Genomic DNA, 22,523 nt, shown 5'->3' with positions numbered 1-22,523 from the left:
CCAAACAGATGTTCTCATCAATCACAAAAAAGATGATCATGGCAGTGAGCGGCTTCCTGCTCGGGGTGTTTATTCTCGTTCACCTGGCCGGCAATGCCACCATATTTGCCGGAGGCGCGGTATTTCTCTCCTATGCCGAACATCTCCATGCATTGGGCCCATTTCTTAAAATAGCGGAGATTGCACTGCTCTTTATTTTTTCCCTCCACCTGTTTTTCGGTGTTTCCCTGTATGTTGAAAACCTGGCGGCGCGGCCCGACCAATATGCGGTGAAAAAAAGCGACGGCGGGCGGTCCGTCGGCTCAATGACCATGCCCTATACCGGGGCCATCATCTTTCTCTTTCTCGGCATCCATTTGACGACATTGTCTTTTTTCGGCAGGGAGTTGTCTCCCCTTGATCTTCTGAGGGGCTATCTTGGCCAGCCGATGATGGTTGGTATCTATGTGACCGGCCTCTTGGCTCTGACCCTGCACCTCAGCCACGGTTTCTGGAGCATGTTCCAGACCTTCGGGATCAATCATCCCCGCTATAACCGTTTTCTCAGAAGCATCACTCTGCTGGTCGCGGTGGCGGCAGGGGTGATTTATATCCTTATTCCCTGCCTGATTTATTTCAGGGGGATTCCCAACTGAGCCGGGACCGAACTATGCACCTGGATGCGAAAATACCCGAAGGCCCCCTTGCCGAAAAATGGGACAGATACCGGCTTGCCAACAAACTGGTCAATCCGGCCAACAAGAGAAAGTACTCAATAATCGTTGTCGGCACAGGTCTGGCAGGCGGTTCTGCAGCGGCAAGCCTTGGCGAGCTTGGCTATAACGTCAAATCTTTCTGCATCCAGGACAGCCCACGCCGCGCGCACAGCATTGCCGCCCAGGGCGGGATCAATGCGGCCAAGAACTACCAGAACGATGGCGACAGTATCGAGCGCCTTTTCTACGACACGATCAAGGGCGGCGATTTCCGGTCGCGTGAGGCCAACGTCTACCGTCTTGCTCAACTCAGCAACAATATTATCGACCAGTGTGTCGCCCAGGGAGTGCCCTTTGCCCGGGAATATGGCGGGCATCTCGCCAACCGCTCTTTCGGTGGCGCCCAGGTTTCGAGGACCTTCTACGCGAGGGGCCAGACGGGGCAGCAGCTCTTGCTCGGCGCATACGGTGCCCTGATGCGGCAGGTAAAGAGCGGCCGGGTCGTTCTCTTTCCCCGCACCGAGATGCTCGATCTGGTCGTTACCGATGGCAGGGCCCGGGGCATTGTCACCAGAAATCTGATCACCGGGGCGATCGAGTCCCATGCCGCCGATGCGGTGGTTCTTGCCACCGGCGGTTACGGTAATGTCTATTTCCTCTCCACCAATGCCATGGCCTCGAATGTGACCGCAAGCTTCCGCGCCTACAAGCGGGGGGCCGGTTTTGCCAACCCCTGTTTCGTGCAGATCCATCCCACCTGCATCCCGGTTCACGGCAGCGGGCAGTCGAAACTGACCCTGATGAGCGAAAGCCTTCGCAATGACGGGCGGGTCTGGGTTCCGAAGAAGAGCGGAGATACGCGGGAACCATCCCAGATTCCTGAATCGGACCGGGACTATTATCTTGAAGCGAAATATCCGAGCTTCGGCAACCTGGTCCCGAGAGATGTCGCTTCCCGAAATGCCAAGGAGAAATGTGATCGGGGCAAGGGGGTCGGGGAGACGGGTCTTGCCGTCTATCTTGATTTTGCCGATGCCATTCAGCGGGACGGCATCGACCTGATCCGGCAGAAATACGGCAACCTCTTCGCCATGTATGAAAAAATCACTGACGAAGACCCCACCCGACAACCGATGAAGATCTATCCCGCTGTCCATTATACGATGGGCGGACTGTGGGTTGATTACGGCCTGATGAGTAATATTGCAGGGCTTTTCGTCCTCGGCGAGGCCAATTTTTCCGATCACGGGGCCAACCGCCTTGGCGCCAGCGCCCTGATGCAGGGGCTGGCGGATGGATATTTCGTTCTCCCGTCAACCATTGCCCCGTATCTTGCGGGAGTAAAACCCGGTGAGTCAACCATCAAGGCCCCGTCATTTCAACAGGTTGCCGGGGAGGCATCACAAAGAATCGAAAAACTGCTTTCCATCAAAGGGAAGAGAACGGTTGATGACTTTCATAAGCAGCTTGGCCTGGTGATGTGGGACAAATGCGGGATGGCCAGAAACAGGCAGGGGCTTGAAGAAGCGCTGGCAGTCATTCCGGGTATCCGCGAGGAGTTCTGGCAGAACGTGAATGTTCCCGGTTCCGGGAGTGATCTGAACCAGTCTCTGGAACGGGCCGGGAGGGTTGCCGATTATCTTGAGTTTGCGGAATTAATGGTCCGCGATGCCCTGGCCAGGGAAGAGTCGTGCGGCTGTCATCTGCGGGAAGAAAGCCAGACTGAAGATCATGAGGCCCTGAGAAGGGATGAGGACTTTTCCCACGTTTCCGTCTGGCAGGCGGGTGAAAACGGAGATCCACCGGAACTGCACCGGGAACCGCTGCACTTTGAGAACGTGACGCCGAGCCGGAGGAGCTATAAATGAGCCGCATCTCCCTGAATCTGAAAATATGGCGGCAGGACCGAGGCGGGAAGGGGTGCCTGAAAGGCTACCGGATTGATTCCGTTTCCACCGACATGTCGTTTCTGGAAATGCTCGATATGCTGAACGAAGACCTGACCCTGCGCGGCGAAGAGCCGGTGGCCTTCGATCACGACTGCCGGGAGGGGATCTGCGGCATGTGCGGCGCGGTGGTGAACGGGCATCCGCACGGCAAGGAAAAGGGGACGACCCTCTGTCAGCTGCATATGCGCCATTTTGCGGATGGCGACACCCTGGTCATTGAACCGTTCCGCGCCAGGGCTTTCAAGGTGGTAAAGGATCTGGTGGTCGACCGGAGTGCCTTTGACCGGATCATCAGCCAGGGAGGCTACGTTTCAGTCAATACCGGCAGCGCTCCGGAGGCGAACTCGATCCCGGTGGCCAAAGAAATTGCCGACCAGGCGCTCGACGGGGCCGAATGTATCGGCTGCGGGGCCTGTGTCGCGGCGTGTCCCAACGCCTCGGCGATGCTCTTTGTCGGGGCCAAGGTCTCCCAGCTGGCCCTTCTGCCCCAGGGACATCCTGAAAGAAAGAGAAGGGCTCTCGAGATGGTAGGGGAGATGGACCGCCAGGGTTTCGGGAACTGCGGCAATGAAAGGGAGTGCGAGGCGGCCTGCCCGAAAAGTATTTCCATCAGGAATATCGCCCGCTTAAACCGCGAGCTGTTAAAGGCGATGATCTTTTCGGAGTGAGGATTGGGACAGGAGTCAGGAGCCGGAAGTCAGGAGCCGTAAATCATCGGTGTAACAGTAATTCCGTTCATCCTGAGTCTGTCGAAGGATGAGCTTGTCGAAGAGTCGGTGGCTGAAATTCAGTGGCAATCAGAATTGTATTTATTAACTATTTAAATTTATTCATATTTTATCAAAGGAGTCAGTGATGGGAAAGAAGGTTGTAAGAGTTGCGGTAACCGGCGCGGCAGGACAAATCGGCTATGCCAGTCTTTTCAGGATCGCCTCCGGGCAGATGCTTGGCCCGGATGTTGAGATCGAGATGAATCTCCTTGAGCTTCCCCAGGCGATGGGCGCTCTTGAGGGGGTCAGGATGGAGCTTGATGATTGCGCCTTTCCGCTGTTGAAAAAGATTGTCTGCACCGACCGGATGGAGAAAGCGTTTGACGGTGCCGACTGGATTCTCGCCATCGGTTCCGTGCCAAGGAAACAGGGCATGGAGCGGAGTGATCTGTTGAACGTCAACGGCGGCATTTTCGGCCCGCTCGGCAAAACCATGGCCAAAGTCGGCAATGACGGGTGCCGGCTCTTTGTGGTCGGCAATCCCTGCAACACCAACTGCCTGATCGCCATGGAAAGCTCCGGTCTGCCCAAGGACAGGTTCTTTTCCATGACCGCTCTTGACGAGAACCGGGCGAAAACCCAGCTCGCCCAGAAGGCGGGAGTTGACGTGACCGAGGTGAAGAACGTGACAATCTGGGGCAATCATTCGGCAACCCAGTACCCTGATTTCTACAACGCGAAGATCAGCGGGAAACCTGCGGCGGAAGTGATCAACGATGAAAAGTGGCTGCAGGGGTATTTCATCGAGACCATCCAGCAGCGCGGCGCGGCGATCATCAAGGCCCGTGGCGCATCTTCAGCCGGATCTGCCGCCAATGCCTGCATCCAGAGCGTCTACAACCTGACCCATGACACCCCGGCTGGAGACACCTTTTCCGTCAGTCTCAGGTCGCCGGGTAAATATGGAATTGATGAAGGGCTGATCTTTTCTTTCCCGTGCCGGACGGTGAACGGCAGGGTCGAGATCGTTGACGGCTTTGATCAGAATGAATTCGGCCGGGAAAAGGTCAACGCCACCCTTGCCGAACTGAGAGGTGAAAGAGACACTGTAAAGAAATTGGGTTTGATTTGAGAATTTCATCTCTGATATAACCTTCTAGGCAGTATCTGGTCGGGGGGGGAAGATGAACCGCATTATCCTGGAGGTTGTGCATGGAAATAAAAGATCTGACCCCCGATTTTCAACTGGACTATCTCGGCCTGCATCAGCTGGGCCAGGTTCACTGGAACCTTGCTTCGCCATCCCTCTACGAATACGCGATCAGGCGCTTTGAGGGCAGCCTCGCCCACCTCGGCCCCTTGCTGGTGAACATGGGGCAGCACACCGGCCGTGCCGCCAAGGACAAATATCTGGTGGACGAGCCTTCCACCACCGGCGATATCTGGTGGGGGAACAATACCCGGTATCCCGAAGAACGGTTTGACCATCTCCTGAAGAGGATGCAGGCCTACTTGCGGCAGAAGACGATCTTCGTGCAGGACTGTTATGCGGGGGCCGACCCGGAATACCGGCAATCGGTCCGGGTGATCACCGAGTATGCCTGGCACAATCTCTTTGTTCGTAACATGTTCATCCGGGGCGGCAGGACCCGGAACGAGATAAAGAACTTCAGGCCGGATTTTACCGTTCTGCAATGTCCGAACTTCAATGCCGACCCGGAAGATGATCATACCCGGAGCGGGACCTTTGTCGCGATCAACCTGAAACGCAAACTGATCCTGATCGGCGGCACCGCCTACGCAGGCGAAACGAAGAAGTCCATCTTCTCGGCGCTGAACTTTCTGCTTCCCGAGCACGATGTCCTTTCCATGCATTGTTCCGCGAATGTCAGCAAGACCGACCCTTCCGATGTGGCCATCTTCTTCGGCCTATCCGGAACAGGTAAGACCACTCTTTCCGCCGACCCCGGGCGATCGCTCCTCGGTGATGACGAACACGGCTGGTCGCGGAACGGGGTCTTCAACTTCGAAGGCGGGTGCTACGCCAAGGTGATCAACCTCTCCCCGGAGGCCGAACCGGAGATCTACGAGTGTACCCGCAGGTTCGGGACGATCCTTGAGAATGTTGCGATGGACCCGGTCACCCATAAGCTCGACCTCAATGATTCCAGCTTTACCGAGAACACCCGGGCATCATACCCGTTGAGTCATCTGCCGGATTATGTCGAATCGGGGATGGCCGGTCATCCGAAAAATATCATTATGCTCACTGCCGATGCCTTCGGGGTGTTGCCGCCGATCGCAAGGCTTACTCCGGACCAGGCGATGTATCACTTCATCAGCGGGTACACGGCCAAGGTGGCCGGAACCGAGAAGGGGGTGACCGAGCCCACGGCGACCTTCAGCGCCTGTTTCGGGGCGCCGTTCATGATCCGGCATCCTTACGTGTATGCAAAACTTCTGGAAGAGAAAATCAAGAAACATGGATCGAAATGCTGGCTGGTCAATACCGGCTGGACCGGTGGTCCTTACGGTGTCGGTTCAAGAATGAAGATCGGCCACACCCGTGCCCTGTTGCATGCGGCAATCAGCGGAGGGCTTGATCATGTCGAGATGAAGATCGACCCGGTATTCGGGATCGAGGTGCCGGTATCGGTGCCCGGGGTTCCGGGGGACATTCTTGATCCGGGAAAGACCTGGTCTGATCCCGGGGCATATGATGCTCAGGCCGCAAAACTGGCACGGTTGTTCCATAATAACTTTGAAAAGTTCCGAGACCTTGCCCCGGATAATGTCGTAAAAGCAGGCCCTCGCTGATTCCCGCAGGAGCGACCTCCCGGTCGCGAACAACAAGGGGGGAGAGCCTGAAGTGCCGATTGCAACCCGGGCAATTCGCGGCCGGGAGGCCGCTTCCACAGGGTTGTTTGCAAACATGGGGGTGCTCCCATATTGAGTTTTGAATCAGGAGGTAAAAAATGGCTGATGTGGCAAGGATTTCAGTGCAGAATGCCAGGGAAAAGGTTGCAAAAGGTCAGGCGCTTCTGGTCTGTGCCTATGAGAGCGACGACAAGTTTTCCCGGTTCCATCTGGAAGGGGCGATTTCGCTCAGTGAGTTCAGGCGCCTGGAGAACGATATCGACAGGGGTCGGGAACTGATCTTCTACTGCGCCTGACCTGCTGAGAATTCGGCTGCCGGTCTGGCAGCGCAGATGATCGAAAAAGGTCTCGCAAATTCAAAAGCCCTGGCCGGCGGGCCAAAGGCCTGGCAGGAAGCAGGATTCCCGATGGTCTGAAAAAGCGTCTGTATTCGCGGCCGAAGAGGTTTGATCCACAAAACGAGGTTTGCTTTGGCCCTGTAAGAGCGACCTTCCGGTCGCGAAGTTTGTGATCTTTGCCGAAACCATTCGCGGCCGGGAGGCCGCTCCAACAAGGTTGATTTTACTCCGTGGGAGCAACCTTCCGGTCGCGAAGTTCAAGCCGTGGGGGACATCGATTTAAAACCCGGTGAACAGGAAATCCAGGGCGCCGATGATCCGGTCTCGTTCTTCGATCAGCGAAGTGACTCGGTCGCCCAGATCCCGGCGGGAAATGCCTGCAAGTTCCGCGGTCGACATCACCACCTGTCGTTCCCCGATGGTAAAGACGGGATTGAGGAAGCGGGCTTGGAGTTCCATGCCTTCCAAGGTAACCAACGGCGCCACCACCCTGGTGGCCAGGTCGTCGAGCAGGTCGGATTGAAGATCAAGCAGATAGGGGACGATCTCACTGGTGGCCGGGTTGGGGTTTTCATAGACATCAAACTGGGCCATCAGAAACGCCTTCGCCCCTCACTGAAGGCCCCGGAAAGTTCGATTCTCCGATTGTAGGCATCGATCGCCTTCCGGTTTTCTTTCCGCCACTCTTCCCGGCGCGCCTCCTGCAGCAGGTCGGTCAGTTGTGACTCAAGGACCTGGGAGAGGTTGAGCCCGGTTTCCTTGGCCTGGCGCAACAGGTCGCTGTTGATACTCAGGTTCAGCGCCTTCTTCGGCGCGGATGGATCATAGATCTTTGTTTGCATATAGACTCCTTATGCGTATTTCTGATGCGCATATTCTATCCCTCCCCGGTGGAAGAAGCAAGGCTTTTCCCGTGAAAGGAAAAAACTCCTCCCGCCATTCCCTCCACTTGTTGTGGGAGCGACCTCCCGGTTGCGAACAGAAAGGCGGGGTGATTTCTGAATTGCCAGCGGCCGCAACGGGCATTCGCGGCCGGGAGGCCGCTCCCACAAGGTCTGCCTCCACCCCCCGTTGGAGCGACCTCCCGGTCGCGAACAAGAAGGCGGGGAGATTCCCTGAATCGCCGATGGCCGCCATGGAGTATTCGCGGCCGGGAGGGTGCTCCCACAAATAAAACAGGGGTGCCTCAGCCACGTTTTGCATCATACAGCGGGTGTTTCAGCGCCACCATGTCGCCGGTCTTTACTGTTGTTCCGGAAGCCGACGCTCTTATTTCGTTGATATGTTCCGCCACCACCGGGCATTTGACCATCAGCAGGAAATAGATCGGGCCGGGGGTTTCGGACAGGGTTTCAAAATTCCCCTGACCCTTGCTGATGATCAGGTCTGTTTCCCGGAATGCATTTTTGAACTCTTTGCTGCAAAAATCCAGGGGGGTGCCCGGGCAGCCAGCGCCGTTTGAGATCAGGCGGCAGAGAGAGTCCAGCCCGCAGTCCACCGCATCTTCAAGCAGGGCATCGTTTAATATCGGCCGGTCTTTGACGGCCAGGGTTACCGGCCGGTCCAGGGTCTCAATCAGCAGCCGGTCGAACGCCAATTCGCCGCAGTTGTCGGCCAGATAGAGAATGTTCCGGGCTTTCGCGAGGTCTGAAGAGAAAAACTCCAGGTCATTGATCGCCAATGGCAGGGCAAGAGATCTCTCTACGGTTTTTTTCATGTCGAATTCCTGCTGCGCCCCGTAATCAATGATGTTCCCGGCAATGGCAAGCCTGGCTGCAGTTTCAAGCTTGTTACCGGAACTTCTGATGGGGGAGGCAAGGCTTGCCACCATTTTCAGGGCGGCGCGATTGCTGATTTTTTTAAGCCCGGAAAAGATATCTGGATTGTCGGAGAGCTCCGCGATCAGTCGATAGAGAGCGACCGCGTTTTCAGGGGGTGAAATGTCGAGGGGGAAGGAGGAGATAAGAGCTGAGGATTCCTGGATGATCCGGTCCTGCAGAGATTTCGAATCGGTTGTCAATGCGGCGGCAAATTTTGCCTGGCGCATGAAACAGGGGAGGCACGCGGGGGAGGTTTTCATTCTCGGGATCGATCTATACTTTTTTAAAGTCCGAATAGATCTCTTTGGCGCATTTCGGGCAGTAGCTGTGGCTGAATTCTGCTTCCGAGTGGTCCCGGATGTAGGATTCGATCTGTTCCCAGCCGCCATCCTTGTTTTTTATTGATTTGCATCCGGCACAGATCGGCAGAAAGCCGCTCAGGATTTTCACTTCCGCCTGACTTTGTTCAAGTTCGGCCGTTCTCTGGTTCACCAGTTCATCCAGGTTGTCACGGTGCCGGGCGAGTTCGAGGGCGATCTGTCGGTTTCGCTCCGTCTCGCTTGAAAGATCCTTCAGGGTCCTGCCGAGACTTTTTTCAACTCTTTGCAGATAGCCGGAGACCAGGAAGAAGAAAGCGAGGATGACCAGGGCGCATCCTGAGGCAAAGAGTGCAAACATCCGGTTGCCGGCTGCGATTTTAGAATAATCGAGGAAGGCGAAGATGTCCCCGACAATATTGCCTCCGGCATCACGCAAAGGGATAATGCCACCCTTGAGAGTTCTGTTTTTATGGGTGATGTCAAAGGTAAACAGGCGATGATCCCTCTCTGCATGCTTTTCAAGATTTCCGGAAAACTCCACCGGGATTTCAGTCATTGAGCTGGAGGCGATCACATAATCATCCAGCTGGTCCCAGTTGCCCGACCTGCCGAGCATTGTGAGACCTTCTTCCCACATTTTCCGGTCTAGAAATTGTTTTTCGATCGCAATCATCAGCTCCAGGTCAAGGACCTTGATCATATTGATGGTGATATACTCAAGTTCCTTGCCAAGCTCAAGATATCCGATAAGCGTGCCATTTACCCGCCAGGGGATAACAACCCGCAAGGTTATGGTCCCCAGGGGGCCAAGCTCAATACCGGAGGCAATGCCGTCTTTTGAAACGGCCTCCTTCAGGGTGTGCCGGTTGATGGTGTCTCCGTACCGTTTGGGGTTATGCACCCTCAGGAAACAGGTCTGGTCCAGGGCATGAAAATAAAAATGGGTGATCTGATATCTGCCCCTGATCTTGATGAACTCGGGAAAAGCCTCTTTGGCCAGGAGATCTCGGTGCCCTCCCAGGAAAAGAGGTTCGAATACTTCGGTATGGGTGAGGGTTTCGGCGATATTGATCAGCAGTTCGGATTGGAGAACAACGAGTTCCGAAAACAGTTTGTTGGCGTTGACCAGGCGGTCATCGATCTCTTTTTCGAGGAGCTGTTTCTGGAAATAATAGGTGGCGAGAAAGCCGATGAAGCTGATCACGAAAAGTGCCAGCCCGACCGGAATCAGGACGCGCGAACGAAGGTGTATGGGTTTTCCTGCCATCAACTCTCTCCCCGGATCTGCCGTTTCCGGAGTGTCTCTCTCCGGCATGAAAAAAGTATACATTATTTTTCCGGAAGAAAAAAACAGTAAAGCTTAAGTTGAGCAGCTCGTCTGCTCATACGAAACTTATACCCGAAGGGTGAAAAGCTTAAGTTGAGAAGCTCGTCTGCTCATACCGATGAGCGAGTTTGCGAGACATCGAAAAGGATACCCGAAGGGTGCAGGATAGCTGGTCAGGATAATTGGGCGGGGTGTGATTTTGTTTGACATTGACCGGCCTACTTTTTATTAAGGGTACCTTGATAATTTTCAACCAAAGCCCATCGTGAGGAAGATCAGGTCATGATAGAAGCCTACAGAGATCATGTTGCACAGAGAGCTGCGGAGGGACTTCCGCCGCTGCCATTGGACCCTGCCCAGACCAGGGAGGTTGTGGATCTTCTTGCCCGGAACACCGGCGAGAGCGAATTCCTTCTGGAGCTTCTTGCGAACCGGGTCCCCCCGGGAGTCGACGAGGCAGCGCGGGTCAAGGCTGAATTTCTTGGCGCAGTCGCCGCCGGCGTGACTCCCGTCAACTGCATTTCACGGCAGCATGCCGCATTTCTGCTGGGAACGATGCTCGGTGGGTATAATATCAGGCCGCTTATTGATCTCCTGGATGATGAGGCGGTGGCCGAAGAGGCATGCAAGGCCATGTCCGGAACCCTGCTGGTCTATGATGCCTATGACGAGGTTCTGCAGAAATCCGCCTCCAGCCGCTGGGCGAAAAAGGTTATTAAATCATGGGCAGAGGCCGAATGGTTCACCAGCCGTAAACCTCTGGCCGAGAAGATCTCCCTCACGGTATTCAAAGTTGACGGGGAAACCAATACCGATGATTTCTCACCCGCCTCCGAGGCCTGGAGCCGGCCCGATATCCCTTTGCATGCCCAGGCAATGCTGAAAAGCAGAATGAACGGGGCGCTCGGGAAGATTGCCGAGCTGAAGGAGAAGGGTTTGCCCCTCGCCTTTGTCGGAGACGTGGTCGGTACCGGTTCATCCAGGAAGTCTGCGATAAACTCGGTCCTCTGGCACATGGGAAGTGATATTCCTTTTGTCCCCAACAAAAGACAGGGCGGGGTGGTGATCGGCGGCAAGATCGCCCCCATCTTTTTCAACACTGCGGAAGACTCCGGCGCCTTGCCCATCGAGTGCGACGTGAGCAGGCTGCAGATGGGGCAGACCATCCACATCCACCCGGCCGATGGCCGGATTACCGACGATGATGGAAACGAGCTTGCCGATTTCACGCTCCGTCCTTCAACCCTGGCCGACGGAGTCAGGGCGGGGGGCAGGATTCCCCTGATTATCGGACGGGCGCTTACCGACAGGGCTAGAGCGTCACTGGGACTCTCTTCGGCCGACATCTTCGTTCGGCCGGTTCCGCCGAAGGACAGCGGCAAGGGGTTTACTCTGGCCCAGAAGATTGTCGGCAAGGCCTGCGGCCTGAAGGGGGTGCGGCCCGGTACATATTGTGAACCGAGAATGAGCACGGTCGGTTCCCAGGACACAACCGGGGCCATGACCCGGGATGAGTTGAAGGAGCTTGCCTGTATGAGCTTTTCCGCAGATCTGTTTATGCAGAGCTTCTGTCATACGGCGGCCTATCCGAGACCGGTGGATGTCAAGCTTCACCATGAGCTGCCGGGATTTATTGAAGAGCGTGGCGGAGTGGCCCTGCGTCCGAGGGATGGGGTGATGCATTCCTGGCTGAATCATTTTGTTCTTCCCGACGCTGTCGGCACCGGGGGTGACTCTCATACCAGATTCCCGATCGGCATCAGCTTTCCGGCCGGTTCCGGGCTGGTTGCTTTCGGGGCTTCTATGGGTGTCATGCCCATCGACATGCCGGAATCAGTGCTGGTCCGCTTCAAGGGTAAAATGCAGCCGGGGATCACCCTTCGCGATCTGGTGAATGCGATTCCCTACATGGCGATTCAGAAAGGATTGCTCACTGTCGGCAAGGAAAGCAAGAAAAACGTTTTTTCCGGCCGGATCCTGGAAATTGAAGGGTTGCCGGACCTGAAGGTGGAGCAGGCGTTTGAGCTATCCGATGCATCTGCGGAGCGTTCCGCTGCGGCGTGTACCATGAGGTTGAATAAAGGGCCGGTGATGGAGTACACCCGCTCCAATGCCGCACTTCTCAAGTGGCTGATCGTCGAAGGCTATGAAGACAAAAGCACCCTCGCCAGGCGTGCGGCGGCGATGGAGGAGTGGCTGCAAAATCCTGTTCTTCTTGAGCCGGATGATGACGCTGAATATGCGGAAGTCATTGAGATTGATCTGGCGGAGATCACCGAGCCGATCCTCGCCTGTCCCAACGATCCGGACGATGTCAGAAAGCTTTCGGAGGTTGCCGGGACCAGGATCGACGAGGTCTTTATCGGTTCGTGCATGACCAACATCGGGCATCACCGGGCCGCCGCCAGGATTCTCGAGGGTTCAGGGCATGTGCCGACCAGGCTCTGGATTGCACCGCCGACCAGGATGGATGAGAAGCAGATGGTCGCTGAAGGTCTTTACAATATCTTCGGCAGGGCAGGCGCCCGGACTGAAGTCCCGGGCTGCTCGCTCTGTATGGGAAACCAGGCCAGGGTGGCCAGCGGTTCGACGGTGGTCTCGACTTCCACCAGGAATTTTCCCAACCGGATGGGCGACAACACCAGGGTCTTTCTTGCCTCCGCAGAACTGGCAGCCGTTACCGCCATGAAAGGAGAGCTGCCGTCGGTTGAAGAATATCTGAAGCAGATGGAGAAGCTTGGTGCTGACCCCAGGAGTATTTACGAGTGTCTTTACTTTGATAAAATACCTGAATACAATATGTAAAGATTGAAAGTTCATGTTGTTCGTGGTTTTTTTACTGTGCTGCAGAGGCCGCCCGATTCGGGCGGCCTTTTTTTTATTGTTGCTCCGCTTCTCCACCCGCCGGGAATGCTTGGAATGAGGTGTCGGGGCGCCGGTGTCAAAAAATTAACATGTCGAATAAAACAACGTAATAACAATGCGGTATTTGCAAGTTGTAAGGTTTTGTTTAAAGTTTGGCGAGGAGGGTTTTTCCCGTGACTCCACAGGCTTCTTCCGATGAGTTTCCGGGTGATTGAAGACAAGGTTGCCATCAATTTGCTGTGGATCACTCGGGCGGCATCAGCTGAAGTAAATCAGGTGGTCGCGATGCAGGAAAAACTTGTCTGCGCCGGATGTTCCCGTGGGAAAAATTTTGACTCTCCGGGTCTGTTTGTGAAATGATGGATAAGTTGCGCTCCGATCATTTACAGAACCCACTTCAGGAAGCGATGGTTGATTTCAGACAAAAGCATCGATTCATTACCTATCCGGCCACTTTCAAGCCCTGGCTGAAATGGTCCATCTTTCTTTTCTTGCTCATTCTTTATTATGCCTTCGCCCCCTGGATGTATGTCAATATCGGCACGGTGTCACGCCTCTTTGCTTTCTTCTATGTCATTCCGGCCGCATTATTCTGGGGAGGAAGAACAGGCATCATTCTGACCGCGATTTCAACCGCGCCGGTTGGATTTGTCCATCTCCTGGTAGTTGGTGAGGCTTCCGAAGGGGGATTGATCGGGCCTGTTTTCGCGATAATTATTGCCGGGCTGGTCGGTTATTTGCGAGATCTGTCTCTCTCTCTGGAGGAGGAGCTCGCCCGCAGGGAGGGTGTGGAACTTGAGCTGCTCAACCTGAAAACGAATCTTGAAGAAGAGGTCAGCAAGAGAACCGGGGAGCTGATTTCGGCCAATTATGAGCTTCAGGATGTGATCAATGATCGTTCGGCGGTCGAGAAACAGATGTCCCGCCTGGCCATGGCCATCGAGCAGGCGTCCGAAGAGGTGATGATCACTGATGTCCAGGGGGTGATTGAGTATGTCAATCCGGCGTTTGAAAGGGTGACCGGTTATTCGCGACGGGAGGCAATCGGCAGCAAGCCGTCTATTCTTAAAAGCGGAGAGCATGATCTGCAATTTTATAAAAACCTGTGGGAGACGATCTCCCGGGGTCAGGTCTGGCGCGGGAGATTTGTGAACCGGAGCAGGAACGGATCGAGGCTTGTCGAAGATGCAACCATTTCGCCGGTGTATGATTCCCAGGGCAAGATCAATGGTTATGTTTCGGTGAAACGTGATGTGACGGAATTTGAGAAGAGGGAGGCGCAAAACCGGCAGGCCCAGAAAATGGAGGCGATTGGCGCCCTGGCCGGGGGAATCGCCCACGATTTCAACAATATTCTCTTCGGGATATTCGGCTACACCGAGATTGCCATGCGTCGGGCCGAAGATCAGCCCGCGATCAGGGAAGCCCTTGAAGAGGTGATGAAGGGCGGCCGGAGAGCCAAGGACCTGGTGAGACAGATCCTGACCTTCTCCCGGCAGCGAGATGCCAAGTGGCAGCCGGTCCAGGTGAAACTGGTTATCAAAGAGGTGCTGAATCTTCTGCGGTCGGTGTTGCCGGCCACGGTTGAAATCAAACAGAAAGTCACGTCCGAGAGCATGGTCCTTGCGGATCCGACCCAGATCCATCAGGTCTTCATGAATCTCTGCACCAATGCCCAGTATGCGATGCGCGAGAAAGGAGGTGTCCTCACGGTAACCCTTGAAGACGGGAAGATTGATGAGGAGGAAATCGCCGAGACCTCGGATATCAAGCCCGGGGAATACATTGTGCTCACTGTGGAGGATACCGGGCACGGTATTCCTGAAGACGTGGTGGCCAGAATATTCGAACCATTTTTCACGACCAAAGGCGAGGGTGAAGGGACCGGCATGGGGCTGTCGACAACCCGGAACATCGTCAGTGATTGCGGCGGGGCGATCACCGTGGAGAGCACACCCGGCGAGGGCAGTACATTCAGGGTTCTGCTGCCGATCTGCAGGAAGGACATCAGGGAAATAACGGTGTCAACCATCGGCGGGCTGCCCGGCGGCAAGGAGAGGGTGATGGTTGTCGATGATGAGGCGCCCCTGGTCAGGATGATTTGCGAGATGCTTACCGGTTTGGGCTACAGCGCCAAAGGTTTCTCAAGCAGTTCTGAGGCGTTGCAGGCTTTCACGGTCGATCCGCAAGTGGTTGATCTGGTGGTGACCGATGTGACCATGCCCCTCCTGAACGGCCTCGAGCTGACCGGCAGGTTGATCCGGACAAGACCTTCGATACCGGTCATTATGGTCACTGGTTTTTCAGAGGTGGTCGATGAGGCGAAAGCCCGTGCGGCAGGCGTGAAAGGATATCTGCTGAAGCCGATCTCGATCAGAGAGCTTGCCGTGACCGTCCGTGATGTTCTGGACGGGAAAGTCCGGAGTGACTGAGTTTTCCCCAGGCCTTTGCCGCAGGCTGGAATCACCGATCTGAAGTACGTCTTTTCTTTCTTTTTTCCCAGCGAGCTTTGGCTCCCTCAATCAGGTCCCATTGGACCGGGACCACGAATATGGTCAGGAAGGTGGCGGTGCAGAGGCCGGTCACGAAGGTCATGGCCATGGTGCCCCAGACGACTGAGTATTCAGGAAAACCAATGGCCATCGGGAGAAGGCCGAGAGTTGTGGTAAGCGTGGTCAGGAGGATCGGTCGCAGCCTGGTGTGGGTGGCCTCAATAATCGCCTGACGGCGGGGTATCCCGGTGCGGTATTTTTTGTTGATGAACTCTATCAGAACCAGGGAGTCGTTGACGACCACCCCGGTGACCCCGACGATGGCGATAAAGCTGTTGACGGTGAAAAGCGACCGGGAAAAAAAGGTTCCGAAGGTGATGCCGATCAGCGAGAAGACGATGGCCAGGAGTATCGCCAGGGGGTGCAGGTACGACTGGAACTGGGTGGCGAGAATCAGGTAGATCAGAAGCACTGCGATCATAAAGGCGTAGGTGAGCGAGATGAAGGAGTTCCTGGTGCTGGCAAATTCTCCGGAGAAATTGAGGGTCGCTCCAGGATATCGATCGCGGATCGTCCGGTAATGTTCCCTGACCAGACGGACCACCGAGGAGGCCGACTGGGATGAGCCCGGTCGGATATCGGCGGTCAGGCTGATTGCCCGCATGCCCTGGAATCTGTTGAGATAGCCCTGTTCCAGATAGTTTTCGACGCCGGCGATATCCGCGAGCCTTACCGGGCCGCTGGGGTGCTCCAGGATGACCAGTGACAGGCTGTCTTCAAGACTTGTGAAGCTGCCCGGATCGGTTTTCAGTTTAATGTCCACATCCTCATCACTCAATCTGAAGGTGCCGATATTGCGGCCGTTCAGGATCGAAGCGGCAAGATAGGCGGCCTGGGTTACGGTCAGACCGTATTCGGCTGCCCGGTCGGCTTTGATCCGATAGCGGAAAACCCGGCTCGGGTGTCCCTGGTCATCACCGAGATCTTCCAGTTCGGTGGCCAGCGCCTTGTTTTCCAGAAGAAAGTTTTTGATTTCGCCTGCCAGTTCCTGAACCGAATTGAGATTCGCGCCGAGGATTCTGATGTTGACGTCCTTGTCTTCGGGTGGCCCGTCTTTTTCCGGGCGAATTCTCAGGGAAAATCCGCTGCCGGTTGTTTTTTCCAGGAGTTTTGCTTTGATCCGGTCCAGATGCGCGATCACGTCGTTTTTCGGGTAATCGGCGAATTTTCGGACCTTTTTTGCCGGCAGGGTGACCACCACATGGCCGAGATTGTTCCCCCAGACCGGCTGATAATCGTCATTGATGTAAAAACCGGCAAAGGCGACCGCCGATTCAGTCACTCCGGCGCCTTCCGCTTCAAGGGCGGTCGAGAGCTTCTTGATGAGGGCAGAGGTCTCTTCGATGGGGGTTCCGGCCGGGCCGGTCACCTCGACGTAGTAAAGAGAGTAGTCGTCGGGGAAAAACTCGACCCGGATCAGGTTCATCCTGCCGGTGATCGAGACGATGGCGATGAACATCGCGACTACGAAGGCAATGAAAAGCAGCCCCATGGTGGTGAACCGATATTTCAGGGATGTTCTGAGAAGTCTGTCAAACAGCTGCCGGCAGAGCCTCATGACCATGTTTTCTTCTGCCTTGTCACTCTCATCGGCATCAGGTCTGGGGCCGTAATCCAGGTAATGGATGGGGAGGATGAACAGGCATTCGACAAGCGAGGCGAGCAGGGCAAAGGAGATGGCCTTGGGAATGATTGCAAAGAAATCTCCGGTTGAGCCGGTCATGATCAGCATCGGCAGGAATGCCGCACAGGTGGTCAGGGTGGCCGAAACGACGGGGAGAAAAACCTCGGCGGTGCCGTCGATGATGCTGGTCGAGACATCTTTGCCCATCTGGGTGTGGCGGAAGATGTTCTCAACCACGACAATGGCGTCGTCGACGATGATCCCGCTCACCAGAACGAAGGCGAAAAGGGAGATCTCATTGACCGAATTCCCGGTGAGATAGAGAACGACCATGGTGACCAGAAAGGCGAACGGGATCCCGATTGTTGTCAGGGCGGCATTCCGGAAGCCCATGAAGTACCAGATGAGCAGGCAGACCAGAAAGATCCCGATCACGAGGTTGGTTCCCAGCACCCGCATGGAATCGCGGATTCTTACCGTTGAATCCTGGGTCAGGATCAGGTGGACGTTCTCCTTGGCGAAGGATTCCTCATACTCCTTGATGATTTCACGGACCTTCGCGACGATCGTTAAAGCGTTGGCCTCGGGCGTTTTGATGACCTGCAGGGTCACGCAGTCCTTGCCGTTCACCGAAGTGAGCACAAACGGGTCTCGGTGGGAGAGAAAGGCCTCTGCGGAGAGGTCGCTCACCCTGACGAACGAACCGTCGGCGTCGCGTCTGACGATGGTGTCGAGGACCTGCCGGCGCTCCCGGAACCTCTCGTCGACCTTGATGATGAACTCTCCTCCGTCAATCGTGTAGTCGCCGGCCGGGATGCTGATATTGGCGGTCTGCAGGGCATTGGCAACCTGATCAAAGGTGATGCCCAGTTTGCTGAGCAGTTCCGGGGCCAGCTGGATATGGAATTCTCGCTGGAATTCACCGTTCAGTTTTACTTCCTTCACCCCGGAGATCTGGCGGATCGCGGTTTTCAGCTCTTCGCCCATCAGGGTCAGGGTCCGATTGTCGCGGTCGCCGTACAGATTGATGCTCACGGTCGGCTGCCACATGTTGACATCGATAAAGGTGAATCTGGGCGGGTCCGCTTCTTTCGGCAGTTCGTCGATGACCGCCTGGACCTTGAGGCGCAGCTCGTCATAGCTCGCGCGGTAGTCGGTGTCGTCAATGAATTTGACCAGGATGCTTGACCGTTCACGGTAGGAGGTGGAGCGGATGTACTCCAGGTTTTCCAGGTTCTCGATGGCATCCTCGATCTTCTGGGTGATCAGGGCCTCGACATCCCTGGGGGAAGCCCCCGGAAAGTAGGTGGTGACATAGGCCTTGCCGAACTCGATGTTGGGATATCGTTCAACCGGAGAATTGAAAAGGGCAAAAGCGCCGACGACCATCAACAGCACGAAGAGCAGGTTGATCAGCACCTTCTGGGCCAGAGTGAAGCGGACAATTTCTTTCATGGCCGTCCGGTGTTGCTTTCAATCACAGGATTGGTGAGGCGGAACCGGTCACCGGGCCTGAGCCGGGGAGATGAGATCCGCAGCGTTCCGGCGGTCGGGCCGGGCCCGAGTTTGACGACCGGGATCTTTTCGCCGTCTAATCCGGTGACCCACGAGGTGTCGTAGCGGCTGGAAAGGGCTGATTCGGGAACGATGACCGCCCCGGACGGGTCAGGTGTTTCAAGAACCAGTTCGGCCCGGATGCCGCCGCGTTTTTCCGGGAGAGGGTCGGTTATCTCAATCTCCAGATTGAGCTTTCTGGTGTTCTGGTCAAAGCCGGGCGAAACCCTGTGAATGGCGGCGGCGACCCTGGTATTCAGTTCGGGAAGGTGGAGAAAGAGGGCGGCGGAATTTTTCTGCAGCCGGGTGTATTCCTCATGGCTCAGGGCAAAGGGCACCGTGAGGGTCCGGAAGTCACCGATCTCGGCCAGGACTTTTCCCGCCGAAACCCATTCGCCGGGTTCGACGGAGCGTTGAATGATCTGCCAGCCGGCCCGCCCCCTGATGGTATGCCTCTCGATCATTTCCCGCGCCTTCCGCTCATCATTCCTGAGGTTTTCGAGGGCCAGTTTCGCCTGGTCGAGTTCCTGTTCCAGGGAGTCGAATTTGGCCTCGGCGGTGGATTGCTGTTTCAGAAGTGTCGCGAATCGTGCCACCTCTTTTTCCAGGTAGGTTATTTTACTGGTGATTTTTTTCTGGCTCAGCAGGATGTTCTGGAGATCCAGTTCAGCAAGGGTGGTGTCGATAACCGCAAAAACCCCGTCGCTGCCGATCGGGTCGCCGACATCCCCTCTGACTTCGAGAATATGGTCGGAAACCTGGCTTACGATCCGCATTGTTGCCCGGGCCCTGGTGAAACCGGTAAGTACTGATCTTCTGGTGGCCTCGCGGGCGATTCCTGGGTTGTCTTCTGCCGGGAAACCATCGCCCGGATGAAAGAGGAGCATAACGAGCAGCAGAGAGGCTTGCAGGATTCGGTATGAGTTGCTATTTGTCATGACGGGTTTTCTGCAGTAAATATATTTGGTCTTCAGGCCGGATCCGGACAGTGGCCGCCTGCCTGAACCAGATTAGTAATAATGCACCACTTTCGCAACAGGCTTGTTGCCGATAATAGCAGCTCAACTTAAAGCTTTTAACAAAATCAGGAACATATTTTGCGACTTGAAGACCTGAATAATGCCTATGACGAAGAGGTTGCCGATTGCGGCTTCCGGTGTCGGAAAGGGTGTGCGGCGTGCTGTACCAGGAGTGTGAACATGACCACCATGGAGGGAGAGAGAATCCTCCGCTTTCTTGAAGAACAGGGGTGGGGGTTGCCCGATCTGCATTCCGTGGGGGATGTTTCGACCCCGCCCTGCACCACCAATCATGCGGCGGCCTGTTATCTGGAGGAGAAGTTTCCTCCGGCAGGAGAGGAGGCGCCCTGGGAGTATCAGCCATGCCTGTTCCTCAACAAGAATACCTGCACCATTTATCCGGTGCGGCCATTCGGCTGCAGGAGTTTCGGCTCCGTGATCGACTGCGGGACGGAAGGTTCCGCCGAAGCTCCGGAATGGTTTATTTCCCTCAATCTTTTTGTCATGCAGCTCATAGAAGATCTGGATCGCGGAGGGTGCTGGGGCAATATGTTTGCGGTTCTCGGTTATCTGTCGGGCAGTCAGGGGGCCGGAAAACTGCGGCATTGCGAAACAATTCCGGGGTTCCTGGTTCATGGTGAAGAGGGGCGGCGGGTGATATCTTTCCTCGCACATTTAAGGTCGGCGGTCGGGGAGAATGATCAGCTGAAGGATATTTACAAATTACTGGGGCGGTCGATCAGAAGGGAGGCCTGACCGGGCCGGGGATGGGATGAAGCCCGGGCTGTCTCCTACTCGTCTCTGGTCTCGATGATCCTGTCGATAAAATTTTTCTGCACCATGTCCATTTCCTCAAAGACGAAGGCGTAGAGGACGAAATTTTTCTCTGTAGTCTCTTTCAGTTTCTCAATCCTGACCAGCTCGGCCTGGATGGTATTGAAATACTGTTTTCCCGATCTGCCGAAAACCGAGATCTTGAGATCAAAGACGTCGGTCACGGTGATGGAGCGAAAAAGGGCGAGCTTTGCGAGAACCCCGCTCTTGCTCAGATTGATCATCTTTCCCGTTGTCAGAAGCTTGTCCGCCCTCATGACGGTCAGGTCGTGTTCGCTCTTTACTGAATGCCGTTTGTGGACCCGGCGGTTTTTTGAACCCAGGGCGGCGTTGATTTTTCCGATAAAACTGTCGGTGCTGAATGGTTTGACGATGTACTGCGATACCTTGCAGTTCACGGCCTCCAGAATGTTGTGCTGGTCGGAATTTGAAGTGACGAAGACAAACTCGGTGGAGTGACAGTTGTTGCTCGATCTGACAAATTTAAGGAGTTCTATGCCCGAGATTTCCGGGATATCCCATTCACAGAGAACCAGATCAATTTCTTCAGTCTGCAGAAGGTCGAGGGCGCGTCGGCCATTATTGCTCTCAAGAATGTTCTCGGCGGAAAACCCCATCTCTTTCACCAGGATGGGTTTGCTGCTGATGCGGATACTCTGGGTGGTGTCGATGATCAGTACTTTCAGATCGGCGGTGGACATAAGGTTTCCATGATCAGGATTGGCTGCTGAAGGTTTCTATTCTTCATGATGCGATAATCCGTTTGGACAAGTCAAGATTCTACTGATTCATTACTGAAATATTTTCAGGAGTATTTAACTGGAAATTGGTATTGACAGGTTAAAAAAAAAGAGTAGTTTTCAATTCCTGTTACAGAGGTGACCGGTTTGGTCAGGGGAAAGTCAATTCTGTCACACTGACTCATAAATGATAAAAAAAAAATCGGGCAATGAATTACGAACATTCCATTGATATTGAAGATTGTCTCTGGCGTGTCACCGTGCAGGGGGAAGATACCTTTCTCAACAGGATCGGTCGGCTCAACGAAATCATCTCGAACCCCAGGTGGCGGCCGGGCTCAAACGTCCTTGAAGACTGTCGGGGGATCACTCTGATGGACATGGATATCAACGAGATATTCAGCATTACCGATATTCACGCCATCAAGGACGCGGCGATCGGCAAGGGGAAACTTGCCATTGTCACGAATATGGGTACCGTAGGCTCCATTCTCCAGATGTGGAAAAGCAACACGGAAGAGAGGGTCTCCCAGGAGATCCGGGTCTTTCACGACATCGAGAGCGCCGAAGGCTGGCTCCACGGCCACTGCTGAACCGTCTGTAAGAATCTGCCTTTCTTGAAAGAATCAGGAGAGAAAATTCCTTTTTGTCACTTGTCACTTGTCACTCGGACCTCGCATTTTCGTATGCTACCAATATCTCTCATACCCTTCAGCTGCCAGTTTGTCGGCCGGGATGAAGCGCAGGGCGGCTGAATTGATGCAGTAGCGCAGGCCGGTGGGTTCAGGGCCGTCGTTGAACACATGGCCCAGGTGGGAGTCGCCTTTTCTGCTCCGTACTTCGGTGCGGACCGAGAACAGGGCGCGATCTTCCTTCTCGACAATATTTGCGGGAACCAGTGGTCTTGTGAAACTCGGCCAGCCGGTCCCGGAATCATACTTGTCCTTTGAACTGAAGAGGGGTTCCCCGGAGACAACGTCGACATAGATCCCCTCTATTTTATTGTCCCAGTACTGGTTTAAGAAAGGCGGCTCGGTGCCGTTCTGCCGAGTGACCTTGTACTGGAGTGGTGTCAGTCTTTTTTCGAGTTCAGCCGGGTCCTTGCTGCTGATCCCGGGCTCTTTTTTTTCACCCCAGATTTTCTCCAGGAACCGGTCACGCCCCGAACCGGTGCGGTAGAATTTGTAGCGGAGGGGGTTTTTCCGGTAATAGTCCTGGTGGTACTCTTCGGCCGGGAAAAATGGCTGCACGGGCAGGATCGGGGTCACCACCGGTTTGTCAAACACTCCGCTCCGGTCT

Annotated in this window: 18 protein-coding genes; 10 read left to right on the top strand and 8 right to left on the bottom strand. The window is 55.2% G+C overall.

Going from position 1 to position 22,523, the window contains the following annotated elements:
- Nucleotides 1-8: 8 nt before the first annotated feature.
- The 6 genes from KKG35_00735 (at nt 9) to KKG35_00710 (ending at nt 6,527) form a co-directional block, all read left to right on the top strand.
- The gene (locus tag KKG35_00735) at nt 9-635 is read left to right on the top strand and encodes a succinate dehydrogenase cytochrome b subunit (protein ID MBU1736643.1); all 627 of its coding nucleotides are present in this window, start codon (nt 9-11) and stop codon (nt 633-635) included.
- A gap of 14 nt (nt 636-649) precedes the next feature.
- Nucleotides 650-2,563, top strand: a complete 1,914-nt coding sequence (locus KKG35_00730) for a fumarate reductase/succinate dehydrogenase flavoprotein subunit (protein MBU1736642.1) — start codon at nt 650-652, stop codon at nt 2,561-2,563.
- Entirely contained in the window at nt 2,560-3,312 is a 753-nt protein-coding gene (locus KKG35_00725; protein MBU1736641.1) for a succinate dehydrogenase/fumarate reductase iron-sulfur subunit, read from the top strand. The genes KKG35_00730 and KKG35_00725 overlap by 4 nt, the downstream gene beginning before the upstream one ends.
- Nucleotides 3,313-3,499: 187 nt before the next feature.
- Entirely contained in the window at nt 3,500-4,486 is a 987-nt protein-coding gene (locus KKG35_00720; GenBank protein MBU1736640.1) for a malate dehydrogenase, read from the top strand.
- Between the two features lie 80 nt (nt 4,487-4,566).
- On the top strand, nt 4,567-6,171 hold the full coding sequence (locus KKG35_00715) for a phosphoenolpyruvate carboxykinase (protein ID MBU1736639.1): 1,605 nt from the start codon (nt 4,567-4,569) through the stop codon (nt 6,169-6,171).
- A 158-nt stretch (nt 6,172-6,329) separates the two neighbouring features.
- On the top strand, nt 6,330-6,527 hold the full coding sequence (locus tag KKG35_00710; GenBank protein ID MBU1736638.1) for an ArsR family transcriptional regulator: 198 nt from the start codon (nt 6,330-6,332) through the stop codon (nt 6,525-6,527).
- A 321-nt stretch (nt 6,528-6,848) separates the two neighbouring features.
- On the opposite strand, the gene KKG35_00705 is transcribed toward KKG35_00710, so the two are convergent.
- The 4 genes from KKG35_00705 to KKG35_00690 all read right to left on the bottom strand — a co-directional run bounded on the left by KKG35_00705 (nt 6,849) and on the right by KKG35_00690 (nt 10,039).
- Entirely contained in the window at nt 6,849-7,163 is a 315-nt protein-coding gene (locus KKG35_00705) for a CcdB family protein (protein ID MBU1736637.1), read from the bottom strand.
- Nucleotides 7,163-7,411, bottom strand: a complete 249-nt coding sequence (locus KKG35_00700) for a type II toxin-antitoxin system CcdA family antitoxin (protein ID MBU1736636.1) — start codon at nt 7,409-7,411, stop codon at nt 7,163-7,165. The genes KKG35_00705 and KKG35_00700 overlap by 1 nt, the downstream gene beginning before the upstream one ends.
- Nucleotides 7,412-7,755: 344 nt before the next feature.
- Complete coding sequence (locus KKG35_00695) at nt 7,756-8,649, bottom strand: DUF89 family protein (GenBank protein MBU1736635.1); 894 nt, start codon at nt 8,647-8,649, stop codon at nt 7,756-7,758.
- Nucleotides 8,650-8,662: 13 nt separating this feature from the next.
- Entirely contained in the window at nt 8,663-10,039 is a 1,377-nt protein-coding gene (locus KKG35_00690; protein ID MBU1736634.1) for a hypothetical protein, read from the bottom strand.
- Between the two features lie 279 nt (nt 10,040-10,318).
- On the opposite strand from KKG35_00690, the gene acnB reads away from it, so the two are divergent.
- A complete protein-coding gene (gene acnB / locus KKG35_00685; GenBank protein ID MBU1736633.1) occupies nt 10,319-12,841 on the top strand; it encodes a bifunctional aconitate hydratase 2/2-methylisocitrate dehydratase in 2,523 nt (840 codons plus the stop codon).
- Between the two features lie 467 nt (nt 12,842-13,308).
- Complete coding sequence (locus tag KKG35_00680; GenBank protein ID MBU1736632.1) at nt 13,309-15,333, top strand: response regulator; 2,025 nt, start codon at nt 13,309-13,311, stop codon at nt 15,331-15,333.
- Nucleotides 15,334-15,364: 31 nt separating this feature from the next.
- Here KKG35_00680 and KKG35_00675 read toward each other — a convergent pair whose 3' ends face one another.
- Together KKG35_00675 and KKG35_00670 are read right to left on the bottom strand one after the other, a co-directional pair.
- Entirely contained in the window at nt 15,365-18,532 is a 3,168-nt protein-coding gene (locus KKG35_00675) for an efflux RND transporter permease subunit (GenBank protein ID MBU1736631.1), read from the bottom strand.
- The gene (locus KKG35_00670) at nt 18,529-19,569 is read right to left on the bottom strand and encodes an HlyD family efflux transporter periplasmic adaptor subunit (GenBank protein MBU1736630.1); all 1,041 of its coding nucleotides are present in this window, start codon (nt 19,567-19,569) and stop codon (nt 18,529-18,531) included. The genes KKG35_00675 and KKG35_00670 overlap by 4 nt, the downstream gene beginning before the upstream one ends.
- A 159-nt stretch (nt 19,570-19,728) precedes the next feature.
- Between KKG35_00670 and KKG35_00665 the strand changes: the two genes are divergently transcribed.
- On the top strand, nt 19,729-20,406 hold the full coding sequence (locus KKG35_00665; protein ID MBU1736629.1) for a YkgJ family cysteine cluster protein: 678 nt from the start codon (nt 19,729-19,731) through the stop codon (nt 20,404-20,406).
- A gap of 35 nt (nt 20,407-20,441) precedes the next feature.
- On the opposite strand, the gene KKG35_00660 is transcribed toward KKG35_00665, so the two are convergent.
- Nucleotides 20,442-21,185 (bottom strand): response regulator, encoded by a 744-nt coding sequence (locus tag KKG35_00660; protein MBU1736628.1) that lies wholly within the window; start codon nt 21,183-21,185, stop codon nt 20,442-20,444.
- A gap of 248 nt (nt 21,186-21,433) precedes the next feature.
- Between KKG35_00660 and KKG35_00655 the strand changes: the two genes are divergently transcribed.
- Entirely contained in the window at nt 21,434-21,817 is a 384-nt protein-coding gene (locus tag KKG35_00655) for a hypothetical protein (protein MBU1736627.1), read from the top strand.
- 96 nt (nt 21,818-21,913) lie between these two features.
- Here the strand turns inward: KKG35_00655 and msrB are convergent.
- A partial coding sequence (msrB, locus tag KKG35_00650) for a peptide-methionine (R)-S-oxide reductase MsrB (GenBank protein MBU1736626.1) occupies nt 21,914-22,523 on the bottom strand: 610 nt, incomplete at its 5' end.

This window comes from Pseudomonadota bacterium (assembly GCA_018823285.1).
Taxonomy (GTDB): Bacteria; Desulfobacterota; Desulfobulbia; order Desulfobulbales; family JAGXFP01; genus JAHJIQ01.
Note: the sequence above shows the minus strand (reverse complement) of the source record. Positions and strands in the feature narration are given on the sequence as shown.

Coding starts and splice junctions, on each gene's coding strand:
- KKG35_00675 (MBU1736631.1), bottom strand. CDS start 18,532: ATGAAAGAAATTGTCCGCTTCACTCTGGCCCAGAAGGTGCTGATCAAC.
- KKG35_00700 (MBU1736636.1), bottom strand. CDS start 7,411: ATGCAAACAAAGATCTATGATCCATCCGCGCCGAAGAAGGCGCTGAAC.
- KKG35_00690 (MBU1736634.1), bottom strand. CDS start 10,039: ATGTATACTTTTTTCATGCCGGAGAGAGACACTCCGGAAACGGCAGAT.
- KKG35_00670 (MBU1736630.1), bottom strand. CDS start 19,569: ATGACAAATAGCAACTCATACCGAATCCTGCAAGCCTCTCTGCTGCTC.
- KKG35_00655 (MBU1736627.1), top strand. CDS start 21,434: ATGAATTACGAACATTCCATTGATATTGAAGATTGTCTCTGGCGTGTC.
- KKG35_00730 (MBU1736642.1), top strand. CDS start 650: ATGCACCTGGATGCGAAAATACCCGAAGGCCCCCTTGCCGAAAAATGG.
- acnB (MBU1736633.1), top strand. CDS start 10,319: ATGATAGAAGCCTACAGAGATCATGTTGCACAGAGAGCTGCGGAGGGA.
- KKG35_00680 (MBU1736632.1), top strand. CDS start 13,309: ATGGTTGATTTCAGACAAAAGCATCGATTCATTACCTATCCGGCCACT.
- KKG35_00710 (MBU1736638.1), top strand. CDS start 6,330: ATGGCTGATGTGGCAAGGATTTCAGTGCAGAATGCCAGGGAAAAGGTT.
- KKG35_00660 (MBU1736628.1), bottom strand. CDS start 21,185: ATGTCCACCGCCGATCTGAAAGTACTGATCATCGACACCACCCAGAGT.
- KKG35_00735 (MBU1736643.1), top strand. CDS start 9: ATGTTCTCATCAATCACAAAAAAGATGATCATGGCAGTGAGCGGCTTC.
- KKG35_00720 (MBU1736640.1), top strand. CDS start 3,500: ATGGGAAAGAAGGTTGTAAGAGTTGCGGTAACCGGCGCGGCAGGACAA.
- KKG35_00695 (MBU1736635.1), bottom strand. CDS start 8,649: ATGAAAACCTCCCCCGCGTGCCTCCCCTGTTTCATGCGCCAGGCAAAA.
- KKG35_00725 (MBU1736641.1), top strand. CDS start 2,560: ATGAGCCGCATCTCCCTGAATCTGAAAATATGGCGGCAGGACCGAGGC.
- KKG35_00705 (MBU1736637.1), bottom strand. CDS start 7,163: ATGGCCCAGTTTGATGTCTATGAAAACCCCAACCCGGCCACCAGTGAG.
- KKG35_00715 (MBU1736639.1), top strand. CDS start 4,567: ATGGAAATAAAAGATCTGACCCCCGATTTTCAACTGGACTATCTCGGC.